The sequence below is a fragment of the Streptomyces sp. BK340 genome (genome assembly GCF_007827595.1).
Taxonomy (GTDB): Bacteria; Actinomycetota; Actinomycetes; order Streptomycetales; family Streptomycetaceae; genus Streptomyces.
Map to the genome: position 1 here is coordinate 49,415 of NZ_VISR01000037.1, position 24,423 is coordinate 73,837.

Annotated in this window: 19 protein-coding genes and 1 pseudogene; 14 read left to right on the forward strand and 6 right to left on the reverse strand. The window is 72.6% G+C overall.

Annotated features, from left to right (window positions below; translation table 11 throughout):
• Positions 1–233 precede the first annotated feature (233 nt).
• Complete coding sequence (locus tag FB157_RS41880) at positions 234–926, forward strand: SigE family RNA polymerase sigma factor (RefSeq protein ID WP_145886294.1); 693 nt, start codon at positions 234–236, stop codon at positions 924–926.
• Between the two features lie 140 nt (positions 927–1,066).
• Positions 1,067–2,143 (forward strand): hypothetical protein, encoded by a 1,077-nt coding sequence (locus FB157_RS41885; RefSeq protein WP_145886296.1) that lies wholly within the window; start codon positions 1,067–1,069, stop codon positions 2,141–2,143.
• 39 nt (positions 2,144–2,182) lie between these two features.
• Here FB157_RS41885 and FB157_RS41890 read toward each other — a convergent pair whose 3' ends face one another.
• Positions 2,183–2,989 (reverse strand): SURF1 family protein, encoded by an 807-nt coding sequence (locus FB157_RS41890; RefSeq protein WP_315903870.1) that lies wholly within the window; start codon positions 2,987–2,989, stop codon positions 2,183–2,185.
• Positions 2,990–3,173: 184 nt separating this feature from the next.
• On the opposite strand from FB157_RS41890, the gene FB157_RS41895 reads away from it, so the two are divergent.
• Positions 3,174–4,982: a prolyl oligopeptidase family serine peptidase gene (locus tag FB157_RS41895; RefSeq protein ID WP_145886300.1), complete on the forward strand. Its 1,809-nt coding sequence runs from the start codon at positions 3,174–3,176 to the stop codon at positions 4,980–4,982.
• A gap of 68 nt (positions 4,983–5,050) precedes the next feature.
• On the opposite strand, the gene FB157_RS41900 is transcribed toward FB157_RS41895, so the two are convergent.
• Entirely contained in the window at positions 5,051–5,881 is an 831-nt protein-coding gene (locus FB157_RS41900; protein ID WP_145886302.1) for a hypothetical protein, read from the reverse strand.
• Between the two features lie 239 nt (positions 5,882–6,120).
• Positions 6,121–7,968 carry an NAD-binding protein gene (locus FB157_RS41905; RefSeq protein ID WP_145886352.1) on the reverse strand — a complete coding sequence of 616 codons (1,848 nt, stop codon included), beginning with the start codon at positions 7,966–7,968 and terminating at the stop codon, positions 6,121–6,123.
• A 164-nt stretch (positions 7,969–8,132) separates the two neighbouring features.
• Between FB157_RS41905 and FB157_RS41910 the strand changes: the two genes are divergently transcribed.
• Positions 8,133–9,191: a permease gene (locus FB157_RS41910; protein WP_261386892.1), complete on the forward strand. Its 1,059-nt coding sequence runs from the start codon at positions 8,133–8,135 to the stop codon at positions 9,189–9,191.
• A complete protein-coding gene (locus FB157_RS41915; protein ID WP_145886304.1) occupies positions 9,188–9,922 on the forward strand; it encodes a TIGR03943 family putative permease subunit in 735 nt (244 codons plus the stop codon). Before FB157_RS41910 ends, FB157_RS41915 begins: the two co-directional genes overlap by 4 nt.
• A gap of 12 nt (positions 9,923–9,934) precedes the next feature.
• On the opposite strand, the gene FB157_RS41920 is transcribed toward FB157_RS41915, so the two are convergent.
• The gene (locus FB157_RS41920) at positions 9,935–10,741 is read right to left on the reverse strand and encodes a hypothetical protein (protein ID WP_145886306.1); all 807 of its coding nucleotides are present in this window, start codon (positions 10,739–10,741) and stop codon (positions 9,935–9,937) included.
• 240 nt (positions 10,742–10,981) lie between these two features.
• Here FB157_RS41920 and FB157_RS41925 point away from each other — a divergent pair, with 240 nt between their 5' ends.
• On the forward strand, positions 10,982–12,799 hold the full coding sequence (locus tag FB157_RS41925) for an APC family permease (RefSeq protein ID WP_145886308.1): 1,818 nt from the start codon (positions 10,982–10,984) through the stop codon (positions 12,797–12,799).
• 180 nt (positions 12,800–12,979) lie between these two features.
• On the opposite strand, the gene FB157_RS41935 is transcribed toward FB157_RS41925, so the two are convergent.
• Positions 12,980–14,554, reverse strand: a complete 1,575-nt coding sequence (locus FB157_RS41935; RefSeq protein ID WP_145886311.1) for a Na+/H+ antiporter — start codon at positions 14,552–14,554, stop codon at positions 12,980–12,982.
• A 302-nt stretch (positions 14,555–14,856) separates the two neighbouring features.
• Between FB157_RS41935 and FB157_RS41940 the strand changes: the two are divergent.
• Both FB157_RS41940 and FB157_RS41945 read left to right on the forward strand, forming a co-directional pair.
• Positions 14,857–16,099: pseudogene (locus FB157_RS41940) on the forward strand (sensor histidine kinase); the annotation flags it as partial.
• The gene (locus FB157_RS41945; RefSeq protein ID WP_145886313.1) at positions 16,099–16,278 is read left to right on the forward strand and encodes a hypothetical protein; all 180 of its coding nucleotides are present in this window, start codon (positions 16,099–16,101) and stop codon (positions 16,276–16,278) included. The pseudogene FB157_RS41940 and the gene FB157_RS41945, both read left to right, overlap by 1 nt.
• Here FB157_RS41945 and FB157_RS41950 read toward each other — a convergent pair.
• Positions 16,256–16,759 (reverse strand): hypothetical protein, encoded by a 504-nt coding sequence (locus tag FB157_RS41950; RefSeq protein WP_145886315.1) that lies wholly within the window; start codon positions 16,757–16,759, stop codon positions 16,256–16,258. The genes FB157_RS41945 and FB157_RS41950 overlap by 23 nt on opposite strands.
• 229 nt (positions 16,760–16,988) lie before the next feature.
• On the opposite strand from FB157_RS41950, the gene FB157_RS41955 reads away from it, so the two are divergent.
• The 6 genes from FB157_RS41955 to FB157_RS41985 all read left to right on the forward strand — a co-directional run bounded on the left by FB157_RS41955 (position 16,989) and on the right by FB157_RS41985 (position 24,422).
• The gene (locus tag FB157_RS41955) at positions 16,989–18,830 is read left to right on the forward strand and encodes an APC family permease (RefSeq protein WP_145886316.1); all 1,842 of its coding nucleotides are present in this window, start codon (positions 16,989–16,991) and stop codon (positions 18,828–18,830) included.
• Positions 18,831–19,087: 257 nt separating this feature from the next.
• Positions 19,088–19,177, forward strand: coding sequence for a K(+)-transporting ATPase subunit F (gene kdpF / locus FB157_RS41965; RefSeq protein ID WP_016434100.1), 90 nt, complete (start codon positions 19,088–19,090; stop codon positions 19,175–19,177).
• A gap of 8 nt (positions 19,178–19,185) precedes the next feature.
• Complete coding sequence (gene kdpA / locus FB157_RS41970; RefSeq protein WP_145886320.1) at positions 19,186–20,847, forward strand: potassium-transporting ATPase subunit KdpA; 1,662 nt, start codon at positions 19,186–19,188, stop codon at positions 20,845–20,847.
• Complete coding sequence (gene kdpB, locus FB157_RS41975) at positions 20,847–22,973, forward strand: potassium-transporting ATPase subunit KdpB (RefSeq protein ID WP_145886322.1); 2,127 nt, start codon at positions 20,847–20,849, stop codon at positions 22,971–22,973. Before kdpA ends, kdpB begins: the two co-directional genes overlap by 1 nt.
• Positions 22,974–22,978: 5 nt before the next feature.
• On the forward strand, positions 22,979–23,647 hold the full coding sequence (locus FB157_RS41980; RefSeq protein ID WP_145886324.1) for a potassium-transporting ATPase subunit C: 669 nt from the start codon (positions 22,979–22,981) through the stop codon (positions 23,645–23,647).
• A gap of 91 nt (positions 23,648–23,738) precedes the next feature.
• Positions 23,739–24,422, forward strand: coding sequence for a response regulator (locus FB157_RS41985; RefSeq protein ID WP_145886326.1), 684 nt, complete (start codon positions 23,739–23,741; stop codon positions 24,420–24,422).
• The last annotated feature ends 1 nt before the right edge of the window (position 24,423 follow it).

The following is a 24,423-nucleotide window of genomic DNA, read 5'->3' on the forward strand; positions in this document are numbered from 1 at the left end:
CCCGCTCCTCGCAACCACGCGAAGGGCGGGGAGCGTCTTTGCGGTCACCTTTGCGGGGCGTGGGACGTGAGGATCCTGGCGTGGGGACGCCGTGATCGGGGCGTGGGGACGCCCGTTCAAATGGGATATAGGGGAAGAGCGGGGCGCATGACGGCACTTGGGACACCGTCGGTTGTCGGACATGTGACGCCCGGCACGTACAACCCTGGCGGGGGGAGACGTGTCCAACAGGCGTGGCAGAGGTACTCGAACTCAGTGCGGCCCGCGGCACCGCTGCGCTCCGGCCGCCCCGCGCGGCGCTCCGGCCGCGCATTCCCGGCGGCATGCCGGTGATCGCGCCCATGCCCGCAGCGCGGCCCGCCCGCATACCCAGTCAGCGTGACGGCTCCGACGACACGGCGGCCGGCACCGCGACCGCGGACGCCGCGGTCGCCGGCACGACCGTCGACCACCTCACCGAGACCTACCGGGCGCACTACCGCTCCCTGCTGGGCCTCGCCGCGCTCCTCCTCGACGACACCGCCTCCTGCGAGGACGTCGTGCAGGAGGCCTTCATCCGTGTCCACTCGGCCCGCAAGCGCGTCCGCGACCCCGAGAAGACCCTGGCCTACCTGCGGCAGACGGTCGTCAACCTGTCCCGCTCCGCCCTGCGCCGGCGCATCCTCGGCCTGAAGCTCCTCTCCAAGCCGATGCCGGACATGGCGAGCGCGGAGGAGGGTGCCTACGACTCGCTGGAGCGGCGCGACCTCATCAAGGCGATGAAGGGCCTGCAGCGCCGCCAGCGCGAGGTCCTCGTCCTGCGCTACTTCGCGGACATGACGGAGGCCCAGGTCGCCGAGACGCTCGGCATCTCGCTGGGCTCGGTGAAGGCGTACGGCTCGCGGGGCATCGCCGCGCTGCGGGTGGCCATGGAGACACCGGCATGAGCGAGCACGCCGAAGGGGGCGATTCCCATGAAGGTCCTTCCCGTGAAGGCCGCCCCGAGGGACGCCATGAGCCCTGCGGGCACGAACCCACGAAGCACCACGAGCAAGAGCACACGCAATCGCACGCTGGGAACGGAACTGTGAACCACGGCCCCGACGAAAAGGGCCCCGAGGGGCTCGGCCCGGGCCCGGACGGGCCCGGCCCGGACGAGCTGGACCTGCGCCGGCTGCTGCACTCCGCGGTCGACGACCTGGAGCCGCGCACCGGCACGCTGGACCACCTGCGCAAGGCGGTGCCCGCCCGGCGCGCCCGCAAGCGCCAGGCCGCCGTCGGCATGGCGGCCGCCGCACTGTTCGTGGGCACGGCGATCCCCGCGCTGATCCACGTCTCGAACTCCGCCGGCACCGACCCCAACACCGCCATGGCCGGGCAGACCTCCCAGGCCCAGGGCGGCGCCACCCAGGGCAAGGACCCGGACGGCGGCTCCAGCAGCGCCGACGGCTCCCACGGCAGACCCCCCGGGCACGGCAAGGACAGCAGCAAGGGCGGTGAACCGGGCAGGACCGGCGGCAACGGCACCGGGTCGACCACCGGCGCCAACCCGTCCGCCACCCTCGCCACGGGCACCCCGGTGTGCACGGCGGCCCAGCTCGGCTCCGCCACCCAGACCGTGGACGCCCCCGACTCCGCGGGCGTCGTCTACGGCACCTTCCGGGTCACCAACATCTCCACCGCCGGCTGCACCGTCGGCGGCCCGGGCTCGATCGGCGTCTCGGCGCAGGGGGCCGCCGATCCCGCCAAGATCCTCAGCGCCCGGCACGTGGCCGGGGACGCGGCGGCCGCCCTGCCCGACCCCTCCCTGGAGGTCGCGGCGCTGGTCCTGCAGCCTGGTGCGGCCTACGAGGAGAAGTTCGCCTTCGTGCCCTCCGAGACCTGCCCCACCACCGGAGGCTCCACCACCACCGGCGGCTCGGACACCGGCGGTCCCTCGCCCGACCCGACGCCCAGCCAGGACGCCGGCGCCACCGGCAGCACGGACACCGGCACCACGTCCTCCGGCACCACCACCCAGCTCGTCACCGAGGACGGCACCACGGCCGACGGCAGCGTCCTCGTCACCCACACCGCGCAGGGGGGCTCGCCCACCGTCGCGGCGACCGTGCCGAACGCGTGCGCCGGGACGGTGTACTACACCGAGGTGCTCGCGGGCTCGTAGCCAGGAGCCGTGGTCCGGATCCGTGACCGCGGGCCGCGGTCAGACGGTGGCGGCCGGGGCGGAGGTGTCCTCGGACTCCTCCGGCTCCTCCGGCACCAGGCCGAGCGCCGCGTCCCGCTGGAACTCCACCTCGCGGCGCAGCAGCCGGAACCACATGAAGACCACGAAGCCCGCGAAGACGAACCACTCGCCGGTGTAGCCGAGGTTCTGGAACGCCTTCAGGTCGAGACCGGTGCCGGCCGGCGCGGTCGCGGGCACGGCCTTCATCCCCGGGTCGGCCTTGTCGAGGGTGACCCAGGCGTCGTAGAGCTTGTCCGGCACCAGGTTCACCAGTGAGGCCGCGCTGATGGCCGCCGTCTGCCCGGCGGGCAGCCCGCCCTGGGCACTGACCCCGTTGTCCCCCGGGGTCTCGGAGGCCTGCAGCGCGCCGGTGACGGTGACGTCGCCGGCCGGCGCGGCCGGGGCCTTCGCCGGATCCGCCTTGCCGGGCAGCCAGCCCCGCACCACGGGCAGCGTCCGGCCGGAGTCGGTGCGCAGCAGCGTCAGCACGTAGAAGCCCTGCTTGCCGTCCAGCTCCCGGCCCGGTACCAGCAGCTGCTTGCCGTACCGGCCGCTCGCGGTGGCCCGGCGTCCCGAGGTGCTCTGGTCGACGGGCAGCAGCTCGGCCAGCGGGCGCGCCGCCTCGTGTCCGCCGGAGGCGGCCTGCTCGGTCGCGGCGCGATGGTCCTGCACCCGCCCCTCGAACCGGCTCAGCTGCCACGACCCCATGAACACGCAGAACGGGATGGCGAGCAGCACGAAGACGTTGATGCCCCACCAGCGGGGTGTCAGCAGAAACCGGTACACGCCCTCCACGGTACGGCGCCGGTTCCGGGGGTTCGGGCGGGGGGTTCGGCTCGGCCGTGTGTGCGCAGTCCGTGGGCGTGGGGTGCGGAGCCGGTGGGGGCGGTCGGGAAGTTGTCCACAGGCTGGGTGCACGCGCCAGCGGTTTGTGGGTGGGGCCAGGCAATATGGGCGCATGACTGGGGCCATGAGTGACAGCAGGACGCCGGACACACCGGACATGCCGGACTGGGAGAAGCGCTTCCGGGCGCCGCGGGTCTCGCTGCCCGACTGGGCGGAGGACGCGCCGGACCGCTCCCTGTTCGTGTCGAACGCGACGGGCACGTACGAGCTGTACGCCTGGGACCGGGCGACGGGCGAGCAGCGCCGGGCGACGGACCGGCCGAACGGCACGACGGACGGAGTGCTCTCCCCGGACGGCGCGTGGATCTGGTGGTTCGACGACAAGGACGGCGACGAGTTCGGCGTCTGGCGCCGCCAGCCCTTCGCGGGCGGGGCGGACGAGGCCGCCGTGCCCGGTCTGGAGCCGTCCTACCCGGCCGGCCTGGGCCTCGCCCGTGACGGCCGCACGGCGGTGGTGGGCCGCTCGACGGACGAGGACGGCACGACCGTCCATCTCGCGCGCGAGGGCGAGGACCCGGTCGAGATCTACCGGCACCGTGAGTCGGCGGGCGTCGGAGACCTCTCCTACGACGGCTCCCTGATCGCGATCGAGCACACCGAGCACGGCGACGCCATGCACGCGGCCCTGCGCGTGCTGCGCCCGGACGGCACGACGGCCGCCGAGCTGGACGACACCAAGGGCGGCACCGAGGAGCTGGGCCTGGAGATCCTCGGCTTCGCACCCGTGGACGGCGACACCCGTCTCCTCATCGGGCACCAGCGCCGGGGCCGCTGGGAACCGCTGGTGTGGGACGTGGCGACGGGCGAGGAGAGCGACCTCGCCCTCGACCTGCCCGGCGACGTCGCCGCCGAGTGGTACCCGGACGGCAGCGCCCTGCTCATCGCCCACAGCTTCGAAGCCCGCAGCGAGCTGTTCCGCTACGACCTGGCGGCGCGCGAGCTGACCCGCATCCCCACCCCGCCCGGCACGGTCTCCGGGGCGACCGCCCGCCCCGACGGCAGCGTGGAGTACCTGTGGTCGTCGGCCGCCCGGCCGCCCGCGGTCCGCTCCACCACGGGCGAGGTCGTCCTGGACCCGCCGGGCATGAAGTGCCCGCCGTCCGTGCCCGTCGAGGACGTGTGGGTGGAGGGCCCCGGCGGCCGCATCCACGCCCTGATCCAGAAGCCCGCCGGTGCCACCGGCCCCCTCCCCACGGTCGTCGACCTGCACGGCGGCCCGACCTGGCACGACAGCGACTCCTTCGCCGCCGGCCCGGCCGCCTGGGTGGACCGGGGCTACGCGGTGATCCGCGTCAACTACCGAGGCTCCACCGGTTACGGCCGCGCCTGGACGGACGCCCTGAAGCACCGGGTCGGCCTGATCGAGCTGGAGGACGTGGCCGCCGTCCGCGAGTGGGCGGTCGGCTCCGGCCTCGCCGACCCCCGGCGGATGGTCCTCACCGGCGGCTCCTGGGGCGGCTACCTCACCCTCCTCGGCGTCGGCACCCAGCCGGAGGCGTGGGCGGTGGGCATCGCGGTCGTGCCGGTCGCGGACTACGTCACCGCGTACCACGACGAGATGGAGTCCCTGAAGGCCATGGACCGCACGCTGCTGGGCGGCACCCCGGAGGAGGTCCCGGAGCGCTTCGAGGCGTCCTCCCCGCTCACCTACGTCGACCAGGTCAAGGCGCCGGTCTACATCTCCGCGGGTGTCAACGACCCCCGCTGCCCGATCCGCCAGATCGACAACTACGTCAAGCGCCTGGAGGCCCGCGGCGCGGTCCACGAGGTGTACCGCTACGACGCCGGCCACGGCTCACTGGTGGTGGACGAGCGGATCAAGCAGCTGAGACTGGAGATGGAGTTCGCGGGCAGGCACCTGGCAGGCGAGTGAGCCGAGCCGGCGGGCGTCGCGCGAGTGCGGGACGCCCGCCGGCCGGTGCGGCCGGCCGGTGCGCTCGGTCAGCCCGTGCAGCCGGGTACGGCTCCCGTCGGGCTGCAGTTGTCGGGTGTGTTGCCGGTGACGCCGGTGGCGAGGACGGTGACCTGGCTGCCGGAGCCTTCGAAGATGCCGCCGCCGGATGCGGCGGTGTTGCCGGTCACCTGGCTGGCCGCCAGCGTCGCGACGGCCGGCGCCGTGGTGACGAGGCCGCCGCCGTCGGCGCCGGCCGTGTTGCCCGTGATCCGGGAGTAGTTGACGCTCAGCGAGGCGCCGGCGTGGCTGATGCCGCCGCCGCTGCCGCTCGCCCGGTTCCCGCTGACCACGGCGTTGCTCAGGGTGGCGGAGGCACCGCTCCGGAGGTGGATGCCACCGCCGGATCCGGCGTTGCTGTCCCGGACACTGCCGCTGTTCACCGCGAGGGTGCTGCCGGCACCCGTGACCAGCACGCCGCCGCCCTCGTCGCCGGGCACGTTCCCGAAGCGAACGTGGACGCCGTTCAGGGTCAGGTCGCCGCCGGACTCGACCGTGAAGAGCCGGAAGTCGGGCGTGCCCGCCGCGGTGGAGCGGGCGATGGTCGTGCTGTACCCGCTGACGGTGAAGGAGCCGGTGACGGCGGGCAGGCCGTTGCTCGCCCCCACGCTGGTGGCGACGGTGTACGTACAGAACGGCGCCAGCGTGATGTTCTCGTTGGTCGTGTTGGACTGGGTGATCGCGTTCCGGAGAGCGGTGACGTTCCCGCAGGGCACGAAGGTCACCGCGTGCGCAGGGGCGAGCGGCAGCACGGCAAGGCTCAGGCCGAGAGCCGCCGCGGCACCCAGGGTCGTCGGACGGTACATGCTCTTCCTCGTCATGGAGGACCTCTCCTCGGTTCGGGTGGGCCGCTCGCGATGTCTGCGCGCCGCGCTTCCGGTTCGCGTGCGGACGAGTCCGCCCGAGGACGGCGAGGACGACGGTCACGGGGCCCTCGAAGCGGCGCTACCAGCCAACGGCGCAGTCAAGGTGACGCGCCAAGCGGACTGGTCCGACCAGGCCCCGAATCCACCCGTCCGGCCGCTTCGAGAGCACCCGCGGCGACCCGCGGGACCTCTGCTCAGCCCAGCTCGGCCAGGCCCCGCCGGGTGGCGGCGACCACCACCCGGTCCCCCTTGCGCAGCACGTAGTCGCCGGGAACGTCGGCGCGGCCCTCCAACGCCAGCGCCCGGAACGCCCCCGCCCGGAACGCCTCCGCCATGCTCCGCCCCTCCAGCTCCGGGTGCCCGGCCACCTCGACCGCGGCGATCAGCAGCACCCGCCGCTCCACCGGAATCGACCCCAGCACCTGCCGGCCGAGCATCGCCCCGGCGAACGCGGGGGCGGCCAGATGCGACACGCTCCGGCTGCGCGTGGACGCCTGCGGATGAGCGGCCCGCAGCGTCCGGTACACCGCGGTCGCGAAGTCGTCGTCGTACAGCCGCAGCACCACCCGCAGATCCGGCCGTACGGACCGCGCGTACAGCACGGCCTCCAGATTCGTCGTGTCCGCGCTGGTCACCGAGAGCAGCGCATGCGCCCGGTGGATCTTCGCGGCCTCCAGCACCCCCTCCTGGGTGACATCCCCCAGCACCACCGGCACCCGCAGCCGCCGCGCGGTCGCGAGCCCCCGCGCCTCCGGGTCGGACTCCACGCACACCACGGGAATGTGCAGCTCCCGCAGCCGGGTCAGCACCCGTGTACCGATCTTCCCGAGGCCCAGCAGCACCACGTGCCCGCCGAGCCCGCGCGGCGGCTTGCGCAGCGCGGACGCGGTCCGGAAGGTGCCCAGCGCCTCGAGCACCGCCGCCAGCAGCACGGGCAGCAGCAGCAACCCGACCAGCCCGGACAGGAGTTGGAGGATCTGCCGCCCGAGGGGCGCGCCGAGCGCCGGATCGTCGATCGCGAACAGGTCCAGCAGCGTCAGGTAGAAGGCCCGCAGCGGATGGATCCCGGTGACCACCCACAGCGCGACCGCGAGCGCGACCACACACCCCACTAGCCCGGCCAGCGACCACCGCAGCCGCCGTGAGAAGAGGGAGGCGAGCGGCGGTACGACCCCCATTCCGCGCCTCGCCGCGGCGGCCTCGGGGCCGCCGAAGGAGGACACCTGCTCCAGCACCACGGCGGGCCGCCCGCCGGCCTGCCGCACCTCCTCGTCGTCCGGCAGCAGCACGGGCTCCTGCTCCCTGCCGCCGTCGGGGCCGTCCGCCCCGGCGGGATCCGTGCCGGGCGCCGAGAGCAGGGCCAGGGTGCACAGCCCCCCAGCGGCGGTCCGCCCGTCCCCGGACGGCACCCGCTCCACGGCCCGCAGCAGCAGACTCTCGGTCTGTACGACCTTGGTCGTGCCGGCGACGGCGGCCGCGGCCAGCGCGGGTGCGGCGGTGTCGGCGTCGGACAGCACGGTCGTGGACGCCTCCGCGCCGTCGGCCGCCGCCGTGCCGGACGCCAACGCGGCCGCCTGGTCCAGGAGTTCCTCGATGTGCTGGCCCAGCCGGCGGTTGTACAGCCGCAGCACGAGCCGCAGGCGCGGGTTGAGCCGACGGGCGGTCAGCGCGGCCCGGATGTTGGTCTCGTCGTCGTCATGGACGAGCGCCAGCGCGGCGGCCCGCTCCACACCGGCCTCGGCAAGCACGGCCTCGGTCAGCTCGAAGGCCTCCAACACCCGCTCGCCGTCTGCCCGGTGGGCGTTGCCGCCGTTGCCACCGCTTCCCGTCGTCCCGTTGCCGCCGTTGCCACCGCCCAGTCCGACGGCGGCGCTGACCACGCGGTCGAGCAGCGCTGCCGAGGCGGCCCGGGCCCGCCCCACCACCGGGGGCCGTGCCATGCGCTCGTTCGGCGGCACCACGAGGGTGACCTGCTCGCCGTGGACCCCGCGCAACTCGGCCGCCAGCCGGTGCGCGAGCCCGTCGTCACCGCAGACCACCATGTGCGCCGCCGGGGCGCCGGACCCACCTTGATACGGAACGCTCGCCACGAGGGAAAAGACTGCCCCAAGGAGACAGGTGGTTCCAGCAACGAGGTGAACACCCGTACTCGCCATCGCGTATTGATGGGGAGGGAGAGGCAGCGCACAGCCGGAGGTACTCGCCCGTGGCCATCACCGAAGACGCCCCGCCCGGCGCCACCGAACGCGACCCGGCGCGCCCGTCCGGCGATCGGCAGGGCGAACGGCCGGACCGGGAGGGCCGGAGCCAGGAGGGCCGGCGTCTCAGCTCTCCGCTGATCCTCACCATGACCCTGCTGCTGGCGGTGCTCGCCCAGTCCTCGATCCGCGGTGTGCTCGGCACCCCGCTGATGCAGAGCTGGATGACGGTGTTCGTGGCCGTGACGGTCCAGGCGCTGCCCTTCCTCGTCCTCGGAGTCCTGCTCTCGGCGGCGATCGCGGTCTTCGTACCCCCGTCCTTCTTCGCCCGCGCCCTGCCGAGCCGGCCCGCGCTGGCCGTGCCGGTCGCCGGGCTGGCGGGCGCGGTGCTGCCTGGCTGCGAGTGCGCCTCGGTCCCGGTGGCGGGTGCGCTGGTCCGCCGGGGCGTGACCCCCGCGGCCGCGCTGGCCTTCCTCCTCTCGGCCCCCGCGATCAACCCGATCGTCCTGACCGCCACGGCCGTCGCCTTCCCGCGCAGCCCGGAGATGGTCCTGGCCCGGTTCCTCGCCAGCCTCCTGGTGGCCTGCGCGATGGGCTGGCTGTGGCAGCGCCTGGGCCGGACGGACTGGCTGCGCCCGCCGGCCCACGGCGCGCACGAGGGCGCGACCAAGGGCGAGACCTTCTGGAACTCGGTCCGGCACGACATCGTGCACGCGGGCGGCTTCCTGGTCCTGGGCGCGATGGCCGCGGCCACGCTGAAGGCGGCGACCCCGGCGACCTGGCTGCGCACGGCGGCCGACAACCCCCTGGTCTCCGTTCTCGCCCTCGCCGTACTGGCCGTACTCCTGTCCATCTGCTCGGAGGCGGACGCGTTCGTCGCCGCCTCCCTCACCCAGTTCTCCATGACGGCCAAGCTGGTGTTCCTGGTGGTGGGCCCGATGATCGACCTCAAGCTCTTCGCGATGCAGGCGGGCACCTTCGGCCGCGCCTTCGCGCTGCGCTTCGCCCCCGCCACGTTCGCGCTGGCGGTCGCGGGCGCCGTGGTGACCGGGACGGTGCTGCTGTGAACCGCCAGGCCCAAGCGGCAGTGTTGTTCCTGCTGGGCGCCGCCCTCCTGCACGCGGGCGCCACCGATCTCTACCTGCGCTACGTCAAGGCGGGCCTGCAGCCGATGCTGCTGGCCTCGGGCGCGGTCCTGATCGCGGCGGCGCTGGCGACGGCGTGGTACGAGCGGAGGCGGAACAAGACGGCGAAGGCCACCGACCACGCCGACCACACCGACCACGCGCACCCGGAGCCCCGCATCTCCTGGCTCCTCGTGCTCCCCCTGCTCGCCCTCATCCTCGTCGCGCCGCCGGCCCTGGGCTCCTACAGCGCCCTGCGCACCGGCACCGCACTGCAACAGCCGTACGGTTACGGCAAGTTGCCCGCCGGTGACCCGGTCCCGCTCAGCGTGGTCGACTACGCGTCCCGCGCGGCCTACGACCACGGGCGCTCCCTGAACGGCCGCCCGGTCCGGGTCACCGGTTTCCTGGCCCTGGACCACTCCGGCGCGCCCTACCTCGTCCGGATGGCCCTCAACTGCTGTGCGGCGGACGCCCAGCCGGTGAAGATCGCCCTCACCGGCAAGCTGCCCCCGGTCCTGCAACCGGACGCCTGGCTGGAGGTCAACGGCACCTACACCGCCAGGCTGACCCACGACCCCGTCAACAACGGCCCGATCCCGTACCTGTTGGTCACTTCGGCGAAGCCGGTGCCGACACCGCAGGATCCGTACGACGAGACCTGGAACAACTGACGGGCCGGGCGGTCAGCCCAGGCACACCACGAGCAGGCAGAGCTGGGCCGGGGAGGTCGCGGCCGGCGAGGGGCTCGCGGGTGACGTTCCCGAGTCCGTGCCGTTGCCGGCCGAGGGCGCGGGAGCGGAGGTGGCCGGCTGCTGCGGGGCGACCGTGCCCGTGCCGGAGTCGCCGCTGCCGGCGGCAGGGACGGTGGTCTGCCGGTGTGCGGCCGGGGTCCGGGCCGGCACCGGAGCGGCCGCGGCGTCCGGGTGGGTGTCCGCCGGGGTGCGCGGTACGGCGGCGACGGTCTGCCGGTGCGGGGCGGCGCCCGCGGGCTGCTGGGCGCGGGCCGGGGCCGCGGTGCGCGGGGACCGGTGGTGGACGGGCGGCGCCGACACCGGAGGAGTGCCGGTGCCGGTCTCCCCGCCGGTGGCGCCCATGGGCCGGTTGTCCGGGGCCGAGGCCGCCTGGGCCTGGTCGGGGGACTGGCGGTCCATCGAGGCCAGGGTGAGCCCGCCGCCGACCAGGGCGACGGCCGACGCGACCGCGGCCCGGCGCTTGTTCTTCTTCCACCGGGTCAGCTGGCGGCGCCGGGCGGCCCGCCCCTGCGCGGCGGCGGGCGCGTCCGCCACGTCGCCGGACGCGGCCTCGTCCGCCGCGGACGGCGTGGGCCCGGCAGGGAGATCGTCGTCGTACCAGGCGGTGGAGGGGGCGGCCGCCCGCGCCGCGGGGACGGCCATCGGCGTGTGCGGGGCTATGTCCGGGGCGTAGGCGCCGCAGCCGGGACACACCAGGGCGCCGTTCAGATGCCGACGGCACGAGGAGCAGTAGTCCATGTGAGGTCTTTCCGATTCGACGCGTTCGCACGTGGGAGCGAGCGGCAACGCTAACGAGAGTTTCGGAAGAGGGTGTGCTGCCCTTGTGGCACTCCTGCACACATTCACAGGGGATTCATGGGGTGACTCGTGTCCCTCGTGAAACGGGAGACGCACGCGGACGGCCGATCCCGGGGAGCCGTAGGACCGCCGGGCGCGGAGACTGGTCCGGACCGTCCTGCCGTCCGTGGTGAGGTCCCGATGGCGTATGGCCTGGCACGTCGTGAGCTGGAACCGCGGGTCCCGCTGCGCCCGGGCGAGGGGGAGAAGCACCACCTCACCAGTCTGGAAGGGCTGGCCGCGCTGTCGCTGGACGCGCTCAGCTCGGTCGCGTACGGCCCCGAGGCGATCGTGCTGGTCCTGGTCGGCGCCGGGACCGCCGCGCTGGCCGCCACCCTGCCGGTCACGCTGGCGATCACCTTCCTGCTCGCGGCGCTCGTCGTGTCGTACGCCCAGGTCATCGCCGTGCACCCGGACGGCGGAGGCGCCTACGCGGTGGCCAAGAAGGACCTGGGCGCGATGCCCAGCCTGCTCGCCGCGGCCAGTCTGGTCGTCGACTACGTCCTCACGGTCTGCGTCAGCCTCACCGCGGGCGCGGACGCCCTGGCTTCCGCGTTCCCCGGCCTGGCCCGGGACAAGCTGCTGGTGTGCCTGGTGGGCCTCGCGGTGCTGACGGCCGTGAACCTGCGCGGTGTGACCGACAGTGCCCGGGTGCTGATGCTGCCGACCGTGCTGTTCGTCGTCGCCGTCCTCGGTGTCGTCGTGGGCGGCCTCCTCCGCTCCCATCCGGCGGCGTTGGTGGGCACCGCGCAGCCCGTCCGGGCACACGAGACCCTGGGGCTCCTGCTGCTCCTCAAGGCGTTCTCGTCCGGCTGCTCGGCGCTCACGGGCGTGGAGGCCATCGCCAACGCCGTGCCGACCTTCCGCACCCCGCGGGTCAGGCGGGCCCAGCGCACCGAGTTCATGCTGGGCGGGCTGCTGGGCCTGATGCTGATCGGTCTCGCCGTGCTGATCCGCCGCGACCACGTCGCCCCGCGCGGAGGCGTCACCGTCCTGGCCCAGCTCACCGCGGGCGCCTACGGCGACGGCTGGGCGTACTACGCCACCAACCTGATCGTCACCCTGGTCCTGCTGCTCGCGGCGAACACCAGCTTCGGCGGGCTGCCGGTGCTGATGAGCCTGCTGGCCCGCGACCACCGGCTGCCCCACCTGTTCGGGCTGCGCGCCGAACGGCCCGTCTACCGCTACGGCGTGGTGGCGCTGGGCCTGCTGGCCGCGCTGCTGCTCGTCGCGTCCGACGCCGACACCCACCGGCTGATCCCGCTGTTCGCGATCGGGGTGTTCATCGGCTTCACCCTCAGCCAGCTCGGTCTCGTCCGGCACTGGGCCACCGAGCGACCCCCGGGCTGGAAGCACCGCGCGATCATCAACGGCACCGGGGCGGTGCTCACCACCCTGGCCGGGCTGATCCTCCTGTTCACCAAGTTCCTGGAGGGCGCCTGGGTGGTCGTGATCGCCGTGCCGCTGCTGATGCTGCTGTTCTCCCGTATCCAGCGCTACTACACGGAAGTCGGCGAGGAACTGGGCCTCGGCCGCATCCCCGACCCGCCCGCGCCGCGCCCCGGCAGCCTGGTGATCGTCCCGCTCGGCGACGTCAGCAAGCTCGCCCGGCACGCCATCGGCGCCGCCCTCGCGCTGGGCGACGAGGTGGTCGCCGTCGCCGTCCACAACGACCCGGACAAGACCCGCGCCCTGCAGGAGGCGTGGGCGCGCTGGAACCCCGGGGTACGCCTCGACATCATCGACAGCCCGCACCGCTCCCTGGTCCAGCCGATGGTCGAGTACGTGCGGGACGCGGCCCGGGACGGCCGGCAGATCGCGGTGCTGATCCCCGAGGTCGAACCCCGGCACCGCCGCTACGAGATCCTGCAGAACCAGCGGGGCCTGCTGCTGGCGACCGTGCTGCGGGCCCGCACCGACGTGGCGGTGTGCATGCTGCCGTACCGGCTGCGGATGTGAGGCGGACGGCGCCGGGGCTGCGGCCACGGCCGGCGGAGTTCCGCTGACGTACGGAGCCGTTGAGCGCGCGGCACGGCAGGCTGCTGAGGGGCGCGGGGCTGTTTCGATGGGCGGCGCCGCCGCGGGGCGCGACCAGCCCCCACCCGCCCGCAGCCATGGAACCGGCCCCCCGGCGGAGCGTCACGCGTCCGACAGCCGCGCCTCCTCCAGGTCCAGCGAGCGCTGGAGCCGGCGGCGTGTGGTGTCGCTGATGCGGTGGCCGTCGTAGAGGCGCCGGAGTTCCTCCGTCTCCACGGTGATCAGGTCACGGCGCAGCTGGCGGTAGACGAGGTCGGCGGATTCGGTGGCCGTCCCCGTGCCGTCGCCCTCGGCGAGGCGGTCGCGGGCGTCCTCCAGGCGGGCGTTGAGGCCGCGGCGCAGCCGGTCGAGGACGACGTCCGGTACGGCCTCCAGCTCGGCCAGTTCCTCCAGCCGGGCGAGTCCGGCGTGGGCGAGGCGGGAGCGGGCCTCGACCTCCTCGCGTTCGGTGTGCGCGGGCTCCAGGGCGATCCCGGAGCGCCGGACGACCGGGGCCAGGGTGAAGCCCTGGACGACGAGGGTGACCACCACGACCGAGGTGGTGAGGACGAGGACCAGGGGACGGTCCGCCAGCGCGGAGCCGTCCTTCGCGGACTCCGGGATGGACAGGGCGGCGGCCAGCGGCATCACACCCCGGGTGCCGGCCCAGGTCAGGACCATCGGCACCCGCCAGTTCAGGCGGCCGACCCCGCCCTTGCGCTGGACGACGGCCGACAGCGGTGCGAGCCACAGCAGGCGTACGGCGATGAGCGTGGCCGCGACGGCGAGGGCGTACAGCGGCCAGGCCCGGTCGCCGTCGGCCAGCGCCCGCACCTGCGCGGGCAGCGCCAGCCCTATCAGCGAGAAGACCACGCTCTCCAGCAGGAAAACGACCGTGCCGTACACGGCGTGCAGCTGGAGCCTTATGCGCGCGTTGGTGAGGCGGTCGCCGCGGCCGCCCAGGACCACCCCGGCCACCACGCACGAGGTCACCCCGGAGGTGTGCGCGGCCTCCGCCAGGAGATACGCGGCGTAGGGGGTGACCAGGGCGATCACCGTCTCCAGGACCGGCTCCTCGGTGCGCCGCCGGATCAGGGCCACCACCCCGGCCACCGCGGCGCCGATCACCGTGCCGCCGCCGGCCAGCAGCAGGAACTCGCCGCCCGCCGAGCCCCAGTTCGCCGCCGCCGACGCGACCGCGATGCCCGCGGCCACCCGGACCAGCACCAGGGAGGTCGCGTCGTTGAACAGGCTCTCCGCCTGGACGAGGACCTGCACCCTCGGCGGCAGGGCGAGCCTGCGGCCGAGCGCGGTCACCGCCACCGGGTCGGTGCTGGCCAGCACCGCGCCCAGCACCAGCGCCATCTGCCAGGACAGCGGCGTCACCGTGGCGGCCACCGCGCCCACGGCCGCGGCCGAGGCGAGGACCAGGCCGATGGCGAGGATCCCGACCGGCTTCCACACCGCGCGCAGCTCCCGCCAGGGCATCTCCTCGGCGCTCACGTACAGCAGCGGCGGCAGCACGACGAGCCCGATGACCTCGGGGCTGATCTCGATCTGCGGGGTGCCCGGCAGCAGGGCCACGGCGAGGCCGGCGACGACGAGCAGGGAGGGCGCCGGGATGCGCCACCGGCGCGCGAAGGTCGCCACGACGGTGGCCAGTACGACCAGTGCGAGAACCGTACCGACGCTGCGCATGCCGTCCCCCTGGGGCTACACAGGAGCCACCCTGGCTCCCAGCCGACCAGACTTCCCGGCACACCGCTTTCACCCTATCCGGCCACGGCACGTCAAAACAGTGTCAAGGTCCCCGGGACCGGTGCCAAGGAATCGCTAACACGGGCACCCGCCGGCGCCCTGAAGCGCTTCCTTGAGAGCAGTGACCCGCCCTCCCGAGGGAGTTGAGCCAGTGAGCGGAGCGCGTCGGCGGCGATGAGTGACGTACGGCCCGGACGACTGAAGGTCTACCTCGGAGCTGCCCCGGGAGTCGGCAAGACCTGGTGGCCGCGGTCGTCGACCGTTCCCTCAGGCTGTCCCGGTGCTCGGCGCGGGCCACCGCCGAGGCCGAGACCATGTCGTCCCTGGCCGGCACCATCGTGCGCGGCGGCGCGACCATCCCGGCGCTGCTAGGCCCTGTCGTCAAATTCCCGTCTGCCCCACGACGCCTGGCACGCACTCTCGCCGCACCGGGCGAAAGCCCAAGTACGTCCAGTACGAGGACTTCCGCCCGGCACGCCGAGAGCACGCACCAGACGCCGCGAGGCCGCCCTTCGGGCGACGACGGGAATTTGACGGCAGGACCTAAAGCGCACCAGGGAGACCTTCGGGATGCAGTCGGCGGAGCTGGTGGACGAGCCGCCCGAAGCCTCGGACGTGACCGCCGTACCGGCCGGTCCCGGGGCGCACCTGGTGCTGCGCGGCCGCACCCTGTCGTCCTCCGAGCGGCGGGTGCTGGCCGCGTTCGCCGCGCATGTCGGCTCCGCGGTGGAGCGGGCCCGGCTGGCCGAGGCGGCGGCCGAGGTCGAGCCCGTCAAGGCCGCCGACCGGATGCGTACGGCGCTGCTGCGGGCCGTCGGCCACGACCTGCGCACCCCGCTGGCCGCGGGCTGGGCCGCGGTCACCTCCCTGCGCGGCAGCGAGGTCGACTTCTCCGCCGCCGACCGCGAGGAACTCCTCGCCACCGCCGACGAGTCCATGGCCAAGCTCAACCGCCTGGTGGAGAACCTCCTCGACCTCAGCCGCCTGGAGGCGGGCGCGCTCACGCTGAACCTGCGCGCGACCTCCCTGGAGGAGGTGCTGCCCACGGCACTGGCGGACGTCCCCGGTGTCGAGGTGGCGGACACCGAGGCGATCCCGGCGGTGCTGGCCGACCCGCCGCTGCTGGAGCGGGTGATCGCCAACCTCGCCGGCAACGCCGCCCGGCACACCCCGCCCGGCCAAAAGGTGCTGGTCACCGCCAGCGCACTGGCGGGCCGGGTGGAGCTGCGGGTCGTGGACCGGGGGCCCGGGCTTCCGCAGGCCGGCCGGGGGCGCCTCTTCGAGCCGTTCCAGCGGCTCGGCGACACCGACAACACCACCGGCCTCGGCCTCGGCCTCGCCCTCGCCCGCGGCCTGACCGAGGCCATGAGCGGCACCCTCACCCCCGAGGACACCCCGGGCGGCGGCCTGACCATGGTCGTGTCGCTGCCCTTCGCCGAACAGCGCGCGCACCCTCAGGGCGCGCAGAGCGCAGGAGGTGCCTGATGAGCACCGAGACCAGCACATTCCGGCCGCACCGCATGCCGCTGCGCACGGATCTGCCGCGGACGAACTCCGCGCTGGTCCTCGTCGCCGTGACCGACGCGGCCCACCTCGACCGGATCCACCGCACGGCCGCCCTCGCCCACCCGGTCACCCGAATCAGTCGAGCCCGGAGGCCTTGAACACGGCCTGGGCCGTCTCGGAGTCGACGCGCCGGGCCAGGCGCCGCAGGGCGGTCGCCCCGCACAGCAGCAGGCCGTCGTCGGCCGCCCTGCGCGCGCCCTCGTCCAGGCGGCGCCACAACTCCGGTTCGCGCAGGAGGACTTCGGGATCGATCTCCACCCGGCCGCCGAGTGCGTCCTTCAGCACGAGCCGCTGGGCGACGCCGTCCAGGAAGCGGACGGACACCAGCAGGTCCGTGCGGACCCGGCGTTCGCGCAGCAGCCGCCGCGAGGCGAGCCAGTCCTCGCCGGCCGAGACCCGGGCGGGGTACAGCACCAGGAACAGCAACAGGGCGAGGGCGAACCACAGCGCGCAACGCCAGGGCGCCAGCCGGCCCGAGCCCCAGTCGACGAGTACGAGCAGGGCGAGCAGGACCCCGGCGGGGCGGACCGAATCCCGCACGTCCTTGCGCCGTCGGTGGTCGTGTGCTGCCTGTTCCATGGCGGTGACGGTAAGGAACCGAGCGGCCGGATAGAGCCACTTTGATGCGACCCTGATGGGTATCGGATGAATTCCGAGATGACCCGTCAGGATTCCGTCAAAGTCGGTCGGTTGGGCGCGAAGAAGCCGCAAGGACCGGTCGGGCCCGGCTGCAAGCGGACACAACCTGGGTGCACTCGCGCACTGTTCAGGTCTCGTGCGCGGTGGAACGAAGAAGGAGCACGCACCCATGTCCGTCCCGACCCTCCAGCCGGGCGCGGCGCCCGCCGACGAAGAACCGCCTGATACCGGGGAACGGCACCGCCTCACCGCCGTCACCGGCCTCGCCGCGCTGTCGCTGGACGCCATGGCGTCGGTGGCCTACGGACCGGAGGCGATCGTCCTGGTCCTGGCCGCCGCGGGCGCCCACGGCCTCGGCTTCACCCTGCCGGTCACCCTGGCCATCGCCGGACTGCTCGCGGTGCTGGTGGCGTCGTACCGGCAGGTCGTCGCGGCCTTCCCGGACGGCGGCGGCTCCTACGCGGTGGCCAGGACGCACCTCGGTGCGCGGACCAGCCTGGTGGCGGCGGCCTCGCTGATCCTGGACTACGTCCTCAACGTCGCCGTCGCGGTCACCGCGGGCGTGGCCGCCCTGACCTCCGCCTTCCCGGGACTGTACGACGACCGGCTGTGGCTGTGCCTGGCGGTGCTGGTGCTGATCACGGGCGTCAACCTGCGGGGCATCGTGGAGTCGGCGAAGGCGTTCATCGTGCCGACCGTCGTCTTCGTCGGCTCGATCTTCGTCCTCATCGTGGCCGGCCTGTTCCGCTCCCACCCCGTGAGCACGGTCACCGCGGCCGGGCACGCCTCGGTCGTCGCGGACAACGCCACCACCGTGGGCACCCTGCTCCTGCTGAAGGCGTTCGCCTCCGGGTGCAGCGCCCTGACCGGTGTCGAGGCCATCGCCAACGCCGTCCCCTCCTTCCGCGTCCCGCGGGCCCGGCGGGCCCAGCGGGCCGAGGTCGCGCTCGGCGCCGTGCTCGGCCTGATGCTGATCGGTCTGTCCGCGCTGATCTCCCGCTTCCACCTCCAGCCGGTCGAGGGTGTCACCGTCCTCGCCCAGCTCGCGGACGCCTCACTCGGCCACAACTGGGCCTTCTACGTCATCCAGTTCGCGACGATGATCCTGCTGGCGCTGTCGGCGAACACCTCCTTCGGCGGTCTGCCGGTCCTGCTGAAGCTGCTCGCCCGCGACAACTACCTGCCGCACGTCTTCGCCCTGAAGGCCGACCGCCAGGTCCACCGGCACGGCGTGCTCGCCCTCGCCCTGGTCTCCGCGGCCCTGCTGGTCTTCTCCGGCGGCGACACCAACACCCTCGTGCCCCTGTTCGCCATCGGGGTGTTCGTCGGCTTCACCGTCGCCCAGGTCGGCATGGTCCGGCACTGGCGCCTGGAGCGCGGCAGGGGCTGGCAGGGCAAGGCCCTGCTGAACGGCTTCGGCGCGCTGCTCACCGGCGTCGCGACCGTCGTCGTCACCGCGGGCAAGTTCACGGAGGGCGCCTGGCTCATCGTGGTGGCCCTGCCGCTGCTGGTCGCCGCCTTCGGCGCCGTGCACCGCGCCTACGGCCGGATCGGCGAGCGACTCGGCCTCGGCCGCATACCCGAGGCCCCGCACCGCGACCGCTCGCTCGTGATCGTCCCCGTCTCGTCCCTGTCCCGGCTGACCTCCGAGGCGCTGACGGCGGCCGCCTCGCTGGGTGACGAGGTCCGGGCGGTGACCGTCTGCTACCCGGACCCCGAGGACCGCACCCAGCTGCACGCCCTGGAGCGTGCCTGGGCGGAATGGGACCCGGGGGTGGAGCTGGTGCGGCTGCGTTGCGAGCGGCGCAGCCTGGGCCGCCCCATCGCCGCGTACGTCCGCGAGGTGGCCGCCGCCGAGCCGGCCACGCGGGTCACCGTGCTGATCCCGGAGGCGGAGCCGGAGCGGCTCTGGCAGCGGCTGCTGCAGAACCAGCGGGGCGCCGTCGTCGCGCACGCCGTACGGCGCGAGACGGACGCGGTGATCTGCCGGCTGCGCTTCCGGCTGATGTGAGCCAGGTCACCGACTGTCACGGCCGCTTACCGACCGGTACGGATCAGGGTCCGTAAGAGACCCGTCAAAGCCGTGAGGGACGCCGTAAGAGGGCCGTCAACGGGTGGCCGGATTCGGCCACAGAGGCGCTTTCCTCGAATCGTCCGTTTCAACCGAACCTCACTCCAGGAGTTCGCGATGGCCGATCTGGCCTTCGTCGTCACCGTGATCGCGGGTTTCGCGCTGGTGGCTCTTGTCGCCAAGGGGGTGACCAAGCTGTGACCGCCGAGAACATCGTCGGCCTGGTCGTGGCCGTCGCCCTGCTGGGCTATCTCGTCCTCGCCCTGATCTTCCCGGAGAGGTTCTGAGACACGACATGGGTCCCGTCCTCGCCGGCGTGCTCCAGTTGCTCGCCCTCATAGGCGCCCTGGCGCTCGCCTACATCCCGGTCGGTAACTACATGGCCCGGGTCTACTCCTCGACCAAGCACCTGCGTGTCGAGAAGTGGATCTACAAGGCCATCGGTGCCAACCCCGACGCCGAGATGACCTGGCCCGCGTACCTGCGCGGTGTGCTGGCCTTCTCGGCCGTGAGCGTCCTGTTCCTCTACCTGCTGCAGCGGCTCCAGGGCGTCCTGCCCGGCTCGATGCACTTCTCGTCGGTCAACCCGGCGCAGTCGTTCAACACGGCCGTCTCGTTCGTGACCAACACGAACTGGCAGTCGTACTACGGCGAGCAGACCATGGGTCACGTCGTGCAGACCGCCGGTCTGGCCGTGCAGAACTTCGTCTCGGCGGCCGTCGGTATCGCCGTCGCCGTGGCGCTGGTGCGCGGCTTCGCCCGCTCGCGCACCGGTGAGCTGGGCAACTTCTGGTCCGACCTGGTGCGCGGCACCCTGCGCATCCTGCTGCCCGGTGCCGCGATCGCCGCGATCATCCTCGTGGCGTGCGGTGCGATCCAGAACTTCTCCGGCATCCACGAGGTCGGCCAGTTCATGGGCGGCTCGCAGCAGTGGAACGGCGGCGCGGTCGCCTCCCAGGAGGCCATCAAGGAGCTGGGCACCAACGGCGGCGGCTACTTCAACGCCAACTCCGCCCACCCCTTCGAGAACCCCACCCCGTTCACGAACCTGTTCGAGATCTTCCTGATCCTGGTGATCCCGTTCTCGCTGACCCGTACCTTCGGCGTGATGGTCGGCTCGGTGAAGCAGGGCTACGCGATCCTCGCGACCATGGGTGTCATCTGGGTCGGTTTCGTCGCCCTGATGATGGCGACGGAGTTCGCCCACCACGGCCCGGCGCTGCAGGCCGCGGGCGCCGCGATGGAGGGCAAGGAGGTCCGCTTCGGCGTCGGCTCCTCGTCGATCTTCGCGACATCCACGACCCTCACCTCGACCGGTGCGGTGGACTCCTTCCACTCCTCCTTCACCGGGCTCGGCGGCGGTGTCGCGATGCTGGGCATGATGCTGGGCGAGATCGCGCCCGGTGGTACCGGCTCCGGCCTCTACGGCATGCTGATCATGGCGGTCATCGCGGTGTTCATCGCCGGTCTGATGGTCGGCCGTACGCCCGAGTACCTGGGCAAGAAGATCGGCGCCCGCGAGATGAAGCTGGCGGCTGCCTACATCCTCGTCACCCCCGCCCTGGTACTCGTCTTCAGCGCGGCCTCGATGGCGTTGCCGACCCCGCCGCACTCGATGCTCAACTCGGGCGCGCACGGCTTCTCCGAGGTCCTGTACGCCTTCACCTCGGCGGCGAACAACAACGGTTCGGCCTTCGCCGGCCTGAACGCGAACACCGACTGGTTCAACACCATGACCGGCCTCGCGATGCTGTTCGGCCGCTTCCTGCCCATGATCTTCGTTCTGGCGCTGGCCGGCTCGCTCGCCGAGCAGAAGCCCGTCCCGGTGACCGCGGGCACCCTGCGCACCGAGAAGCCGCTGTTCACCGGCCTGCTGGTGGGCGCGATCCTGATCATCACCGGTCTCACGTACTTCCCGGCCCTCGCCCTGGGTCCGCTCGCGGAAGGACTGGCGTGATGAGCACCGACGTACAGAAGCACGAGGACTCGATGTCCACTCCCACTCTCGCGCCCCATCAGGACGCCCCGACCGGGCACAAGCCCACCGAAAGCCGTGTCGGCGCGGGCCTGTTCGACCCCAAGCAACTGATCAAGTCGCTGCCGGAGGCGTTCCGCAAGCTGGACCCGCGGGTGATGGTCAAGTCCCCCGTGATGTTCGTGGTGTGGATCGGCTCGGTACTGACCACGGTGTTCTCCTTCAAGGACCCGGGCGACTGGTTCGGCTGGACGATCAGCGCCTGGCTGTGGCTGACCGTGATCTTCGCCAACCTCGCCGAGGCCGTCGCCGAGGGCCGCGGCAAGGCGCAGGCCGACACCCTGCGCAAGGCCAAGACCGACACGGTGGCGCGCCGGCTGGTGGGCGACTCCGAAGAGCGGGTGCCCGGTACCGAGTTGAAGATCGGTGACCTGGTGGTCTGCGAGGCCGGCGACATCATCCCCGGTGACGGTGACGTCATCGAGGGCGTCGCGTCCGTCGACGAGTCCGCGATCACCGGTGAGTCCGCTCCGGTCATCCGTGAGTCCGGCGGCGACCGCAGTGCGGTCACGGGTGGTACGAAGGTGCTGTCCGACCGGATCGTCATCAAGATCACGACGAAGCCCGGTGAGACCTTCATCGACCGGATGATCAACCTGGTCGAGGGCGCCGCGCGGCAGAAGACGCCCAACGAGATCGCGCTGAACATCCTGCTCGCCTCGCTGACGATCGTCTTCCTGCTCGCGGTGGCCACCCTGCCGCCGTTCGCCGACTACGCGGGCACACACCTGACGATGGTCGTGCTGGTCGCCCTGCTGGTCTGCCTGATCCCGACCACCATCGGCGCCCTGCTCTCCGCGATCGGCATCGCGGGCATGGACCGGCTGGTGCAGCGCAACGTGCTGGCGATGTCGGGCCGTGCGGTCGAGGCCGCCGGTGACGTCTCCACGCTGCTGCTCGACAAGACCGGCACCATCACCCTCGGCAACCGCCAGGCCTCCGAGTTCGTGCCGGTGAAGGGCACCACGGAGGCCGAGGTCGCGGACGCGGCCCAGCTGTCCTCACTGGCCGACGAGACGCCCGAGGGCCGCTCCATCGTCGTCCTGGCGAAGGAGAAGTACGGGCTGCGTGAGCGGCACCAGGGCGAGCTGGCGCACGCCGAGTGGATCGCCTTCACCGCCCAGACCCGCATGTCGGGTGTGGACGTCGACGGCCGCAGGGTCCGCAAGGGCGCCACCGCCTCGGTCATCGCCTGGGTCCAGGAGCGGGGCGGCACGGTCGCCAAGGACGCCGACGCCGTCGCGAACCGGATCTCCGAGGCCGGCGGCACCCCGCTGCTGGTCGCGGTCGAGGACGAGCAGGGCGCCCGCGTCCTGGGCGTCATCCACCTCAAGGACGTCGTCAAGGAGGGCATGCGGGAGCGGTTCGAGGAACTGCGCCGCATGGGCATCAAGACGGTCATGATCACGGGCGACAACCCGCTGACCGCCAAGGCGATCGCCGAGGAGGCGGGCGTCGACGACTTCCTCGCGGAGGCCACTCCCGAGGACAAGATGGCCCTCATCAAGCGGGAGCAGGCCGGCGGCAAGCTGGTCGCGATGACCGGTGACGGCACCAATGACGCGCCCGCGCTGGCCCAGGCGGACGTCGGTGTGGCGATGAACACCGGTACGTCGGCCGCCAAGGAGGCCGGCAACATGGTCGACCTCGACTCCAACCCGACCAAGCTCATCGAGATCGTCGAGATCGGCAAGCAGCTGCTGATCACCCGCGGTGCGCTGACCACGTTCTCCATCGCCAACGACGTCGCGAAGTACTTCGCGATCATCCCGGCCATGTTCGCCGTGGTCTACCCGGGCCTGGACAAGCTGAACATCATGGGCCTGTCCTCGCCGAACTCCGCGATCCTGTCCGCGGTCGTCTTCAACGCGCTGATCATCATCGCGCTGGTGCCGCTGTCCCTGAAGGGCGTGCGGTACCGGCCGATGAGCGCGGACAAGATGCTCCGCCGCAACCTCGGGATCTACGGCCTCGGCGGTCTGGTCGCCCCCTTCATCGGCATCAAGATCATCGACCTGCTCATCTCCCTCATCCCCGGAATCGGCTGATCGCCATGAACAACTCCGTAACGAACACCGTCCGGTTGCTCGGGGCGGGCCTGCGGGCCCTCCTCGTGCTGACCCTGGTGACGGGCGTCATCTATCCGCTGGTCGTCACCGGCATCGCCCAGGGGCTGTTCGGCGACAAGGCGAACGGCTCCGAGATCAAGGCGGACGGCAAGGTCGTCGGCTCGTCCCTGATCGGGCAGTCGTACAACCTGCCGCTGAAGAAGGGTCAGGAGACCCCGGAGCCCGACCTCAAGTGGTTCCAGGGCCGCCCGGCCAACGGGCTCGGCACCAACAGCGTCAACACCCGCTACAAGCTGGTCCTTTCGGGTGCCACCAACCTGGCTGCCGACAGCAAGGTCCTGGTCAAGCAGGTCGAGGACGCCAGGGCAGCGGTCGTCAAGGACAACTCGGTGCCCGGCTACACGGTCAGGCCCTCGGACGTCCCCGCCGACGCGGTGACCTCCTCCGGCTCCGGCCTCGACCCGGCCATCTCCCCGGAGTACGCCGAACTCCAGGTGCACCGCGTCGCCGCGAAGAACAATCTCCCGGTCGCGCAGGTGGAGAAGCTGGTCAAGGACCACACCGAGGGCCGCACCCTGGGCTTCATCGGCGAGCCCCGGGTGAACGTCCTCGAACTGAACAGCGCGCTCAAGGATCTCGCGGCCAAGCAGTGACGGCCTTACGCGACCCGCACGGGAGCCGGCGGCCCGGGAGACATCCCGGCACCGCCGGCTCCCGCAGCCATGACAGGAGAGGCGTACACCCATGACCCGGGTGCTCGTGGTGGAGGACGACCCGCAGCTCGTACGGGCCCTCGTGATCAATCTGCAGGCCCGCAAGTACGGCGTCGACGCGGCCCCCGACGGTGCCACCGCGCTGCGGCTGGCGGCGGCCCGCCAGCCGGACGTGGTGCTGCTCGACCTCGGCCTGCCCGACATGGACGGTGTCGACGTCATCAAGGCGGTACGCGGCTGGACCCGGGTGCCGATCCTGGTCCTGTCGGCCCGGCAGTCCTCCGACGAGAAGGTCTCCGCCCTCGACGCCGGCGCCGACGACTACATCACCAAGCCGTTCAGCATGGACGAACTCCTGGCCCGGCTGCGGGCCGCCGTCCGCCGCGCCGAGGACCTGCCGACGGTCCCGGAGACCACGCTGGTGCGGACGGACGGGTTCACCGTCGACCTGCTCGCGAAGAAGGTCGTACGGGACGGCCGCGACGTACGTCTCACCCCGACCGAATGGCACCTGCTGGAGATCCTGGTCACCCACCCCGGCCGCCTGATCACCCAGAAGCAGCTGCTGCACGAGGTCTGGGGCGTCTCCCAGAGCAACAAGACCAACTATCTGCGGGTCTACATGGCCCAGTTGCGACGCAAACTCGAGTCCGACCCCTCGAGTCCCCGCTATCTCATCACCGAGCCCGGTATGGGCTACCGCTTCGAAGGGTGAC

Excerpts from the sequence above, each read along its gene's own strand:
- FB157_RS41895 (WP_145886300.1), top strand. The coding sequence starts at position 3,174 with ATGAGTGACAGCAGGACGCCGGACACACCGGACATGCCGGACTGGGAG.
- FB157_RS41900 (WP_145886302.1), bottom strand. The coding sequence starts at position 5,881 with ATGACGAGGAAGAGCATGTACCGTCCGACGACCCTGGGTGCCGCGGCG.
- FB157_RS41905 (WP_145886352.1), bottom strand. The coding sequence starts at position 7,968 with ATGGTGGTCTGCGGTGACGACGGGCTCGCGCACCGGCTGGCGGCCGAG.
- FB157_RS41920 (WP_145886306.1), bottom strand. The coding sequence starts at position 10,741 with ATGGACTACTGCTCCTCGTGCCGTCGGCATCTGAACGGCGCCCTGGTG.
- FB157_RS41925 (WP_145886308.1), top strand. The coding sequence starts at position 10,982 with ATGGCGTATGGCCTGGCACGTCGTGAGCTGGAACCGCGGGTCCCGCTG.
- FB157_RS41935 (WP_145886311.1), bottom strand. The coding sequence starts at position 14,554 with ATGCGCAGCGTCGGTACGGTTCTCGCACTGGTCGTACTGGCCACCGTC.
- FB157_RS41945 (WP_145886313.1), top strand. The coding sequence starts at position 16,099 with ATGAGCACCGAGACCAGCACATTCCGGCCGCACCGCATGCCGCTGCGC.
- FB157_RS41950 (WP_145886315.1), bottom strand. The coding sequence starts at position 16,759 with ATGGAACAGGCAGCACACGACCACCGACGGCGCAAGGACGTGCGGGAT.
- FB157_RS41955 (WP_145886316.1), top strand. The coding sequence starts at position 16,989 with ATGTCCGTCCCGACCCTCCAGCCGGGCGCGGCGCCCGCCGACGAAGAA.
- kdpA (WP_145886320.1), top strand. The coding sequence starts at position 19,186 with ATGGGTCCCGTCCTCGCCGGCGTGCTCCAGTTGCTCGCCCTCATAGGC.
- kdpB (WP_145886322.1), top strand. The coding sequence starts at position 20,847 with ATGAGCACCGACGTACAGAAGCACGAGGACTCGATGTCCACTCCCACT.
- FB157_RS41980 (WP_145886324.1), top strand. The coding sequence starts at position 22,979 with ATGAACAACTCCGTAACGAACACCGTCCGGTTGCTCGGGGCGGGCCTG.
- FB157_RS41985 (WP_145886326.1), top strand. The coding sequence starts at position 23,739 with ATGACCCGGGTGCTCGTGGTGGAGGACGACCCGCAGCTCGTACGGGCC.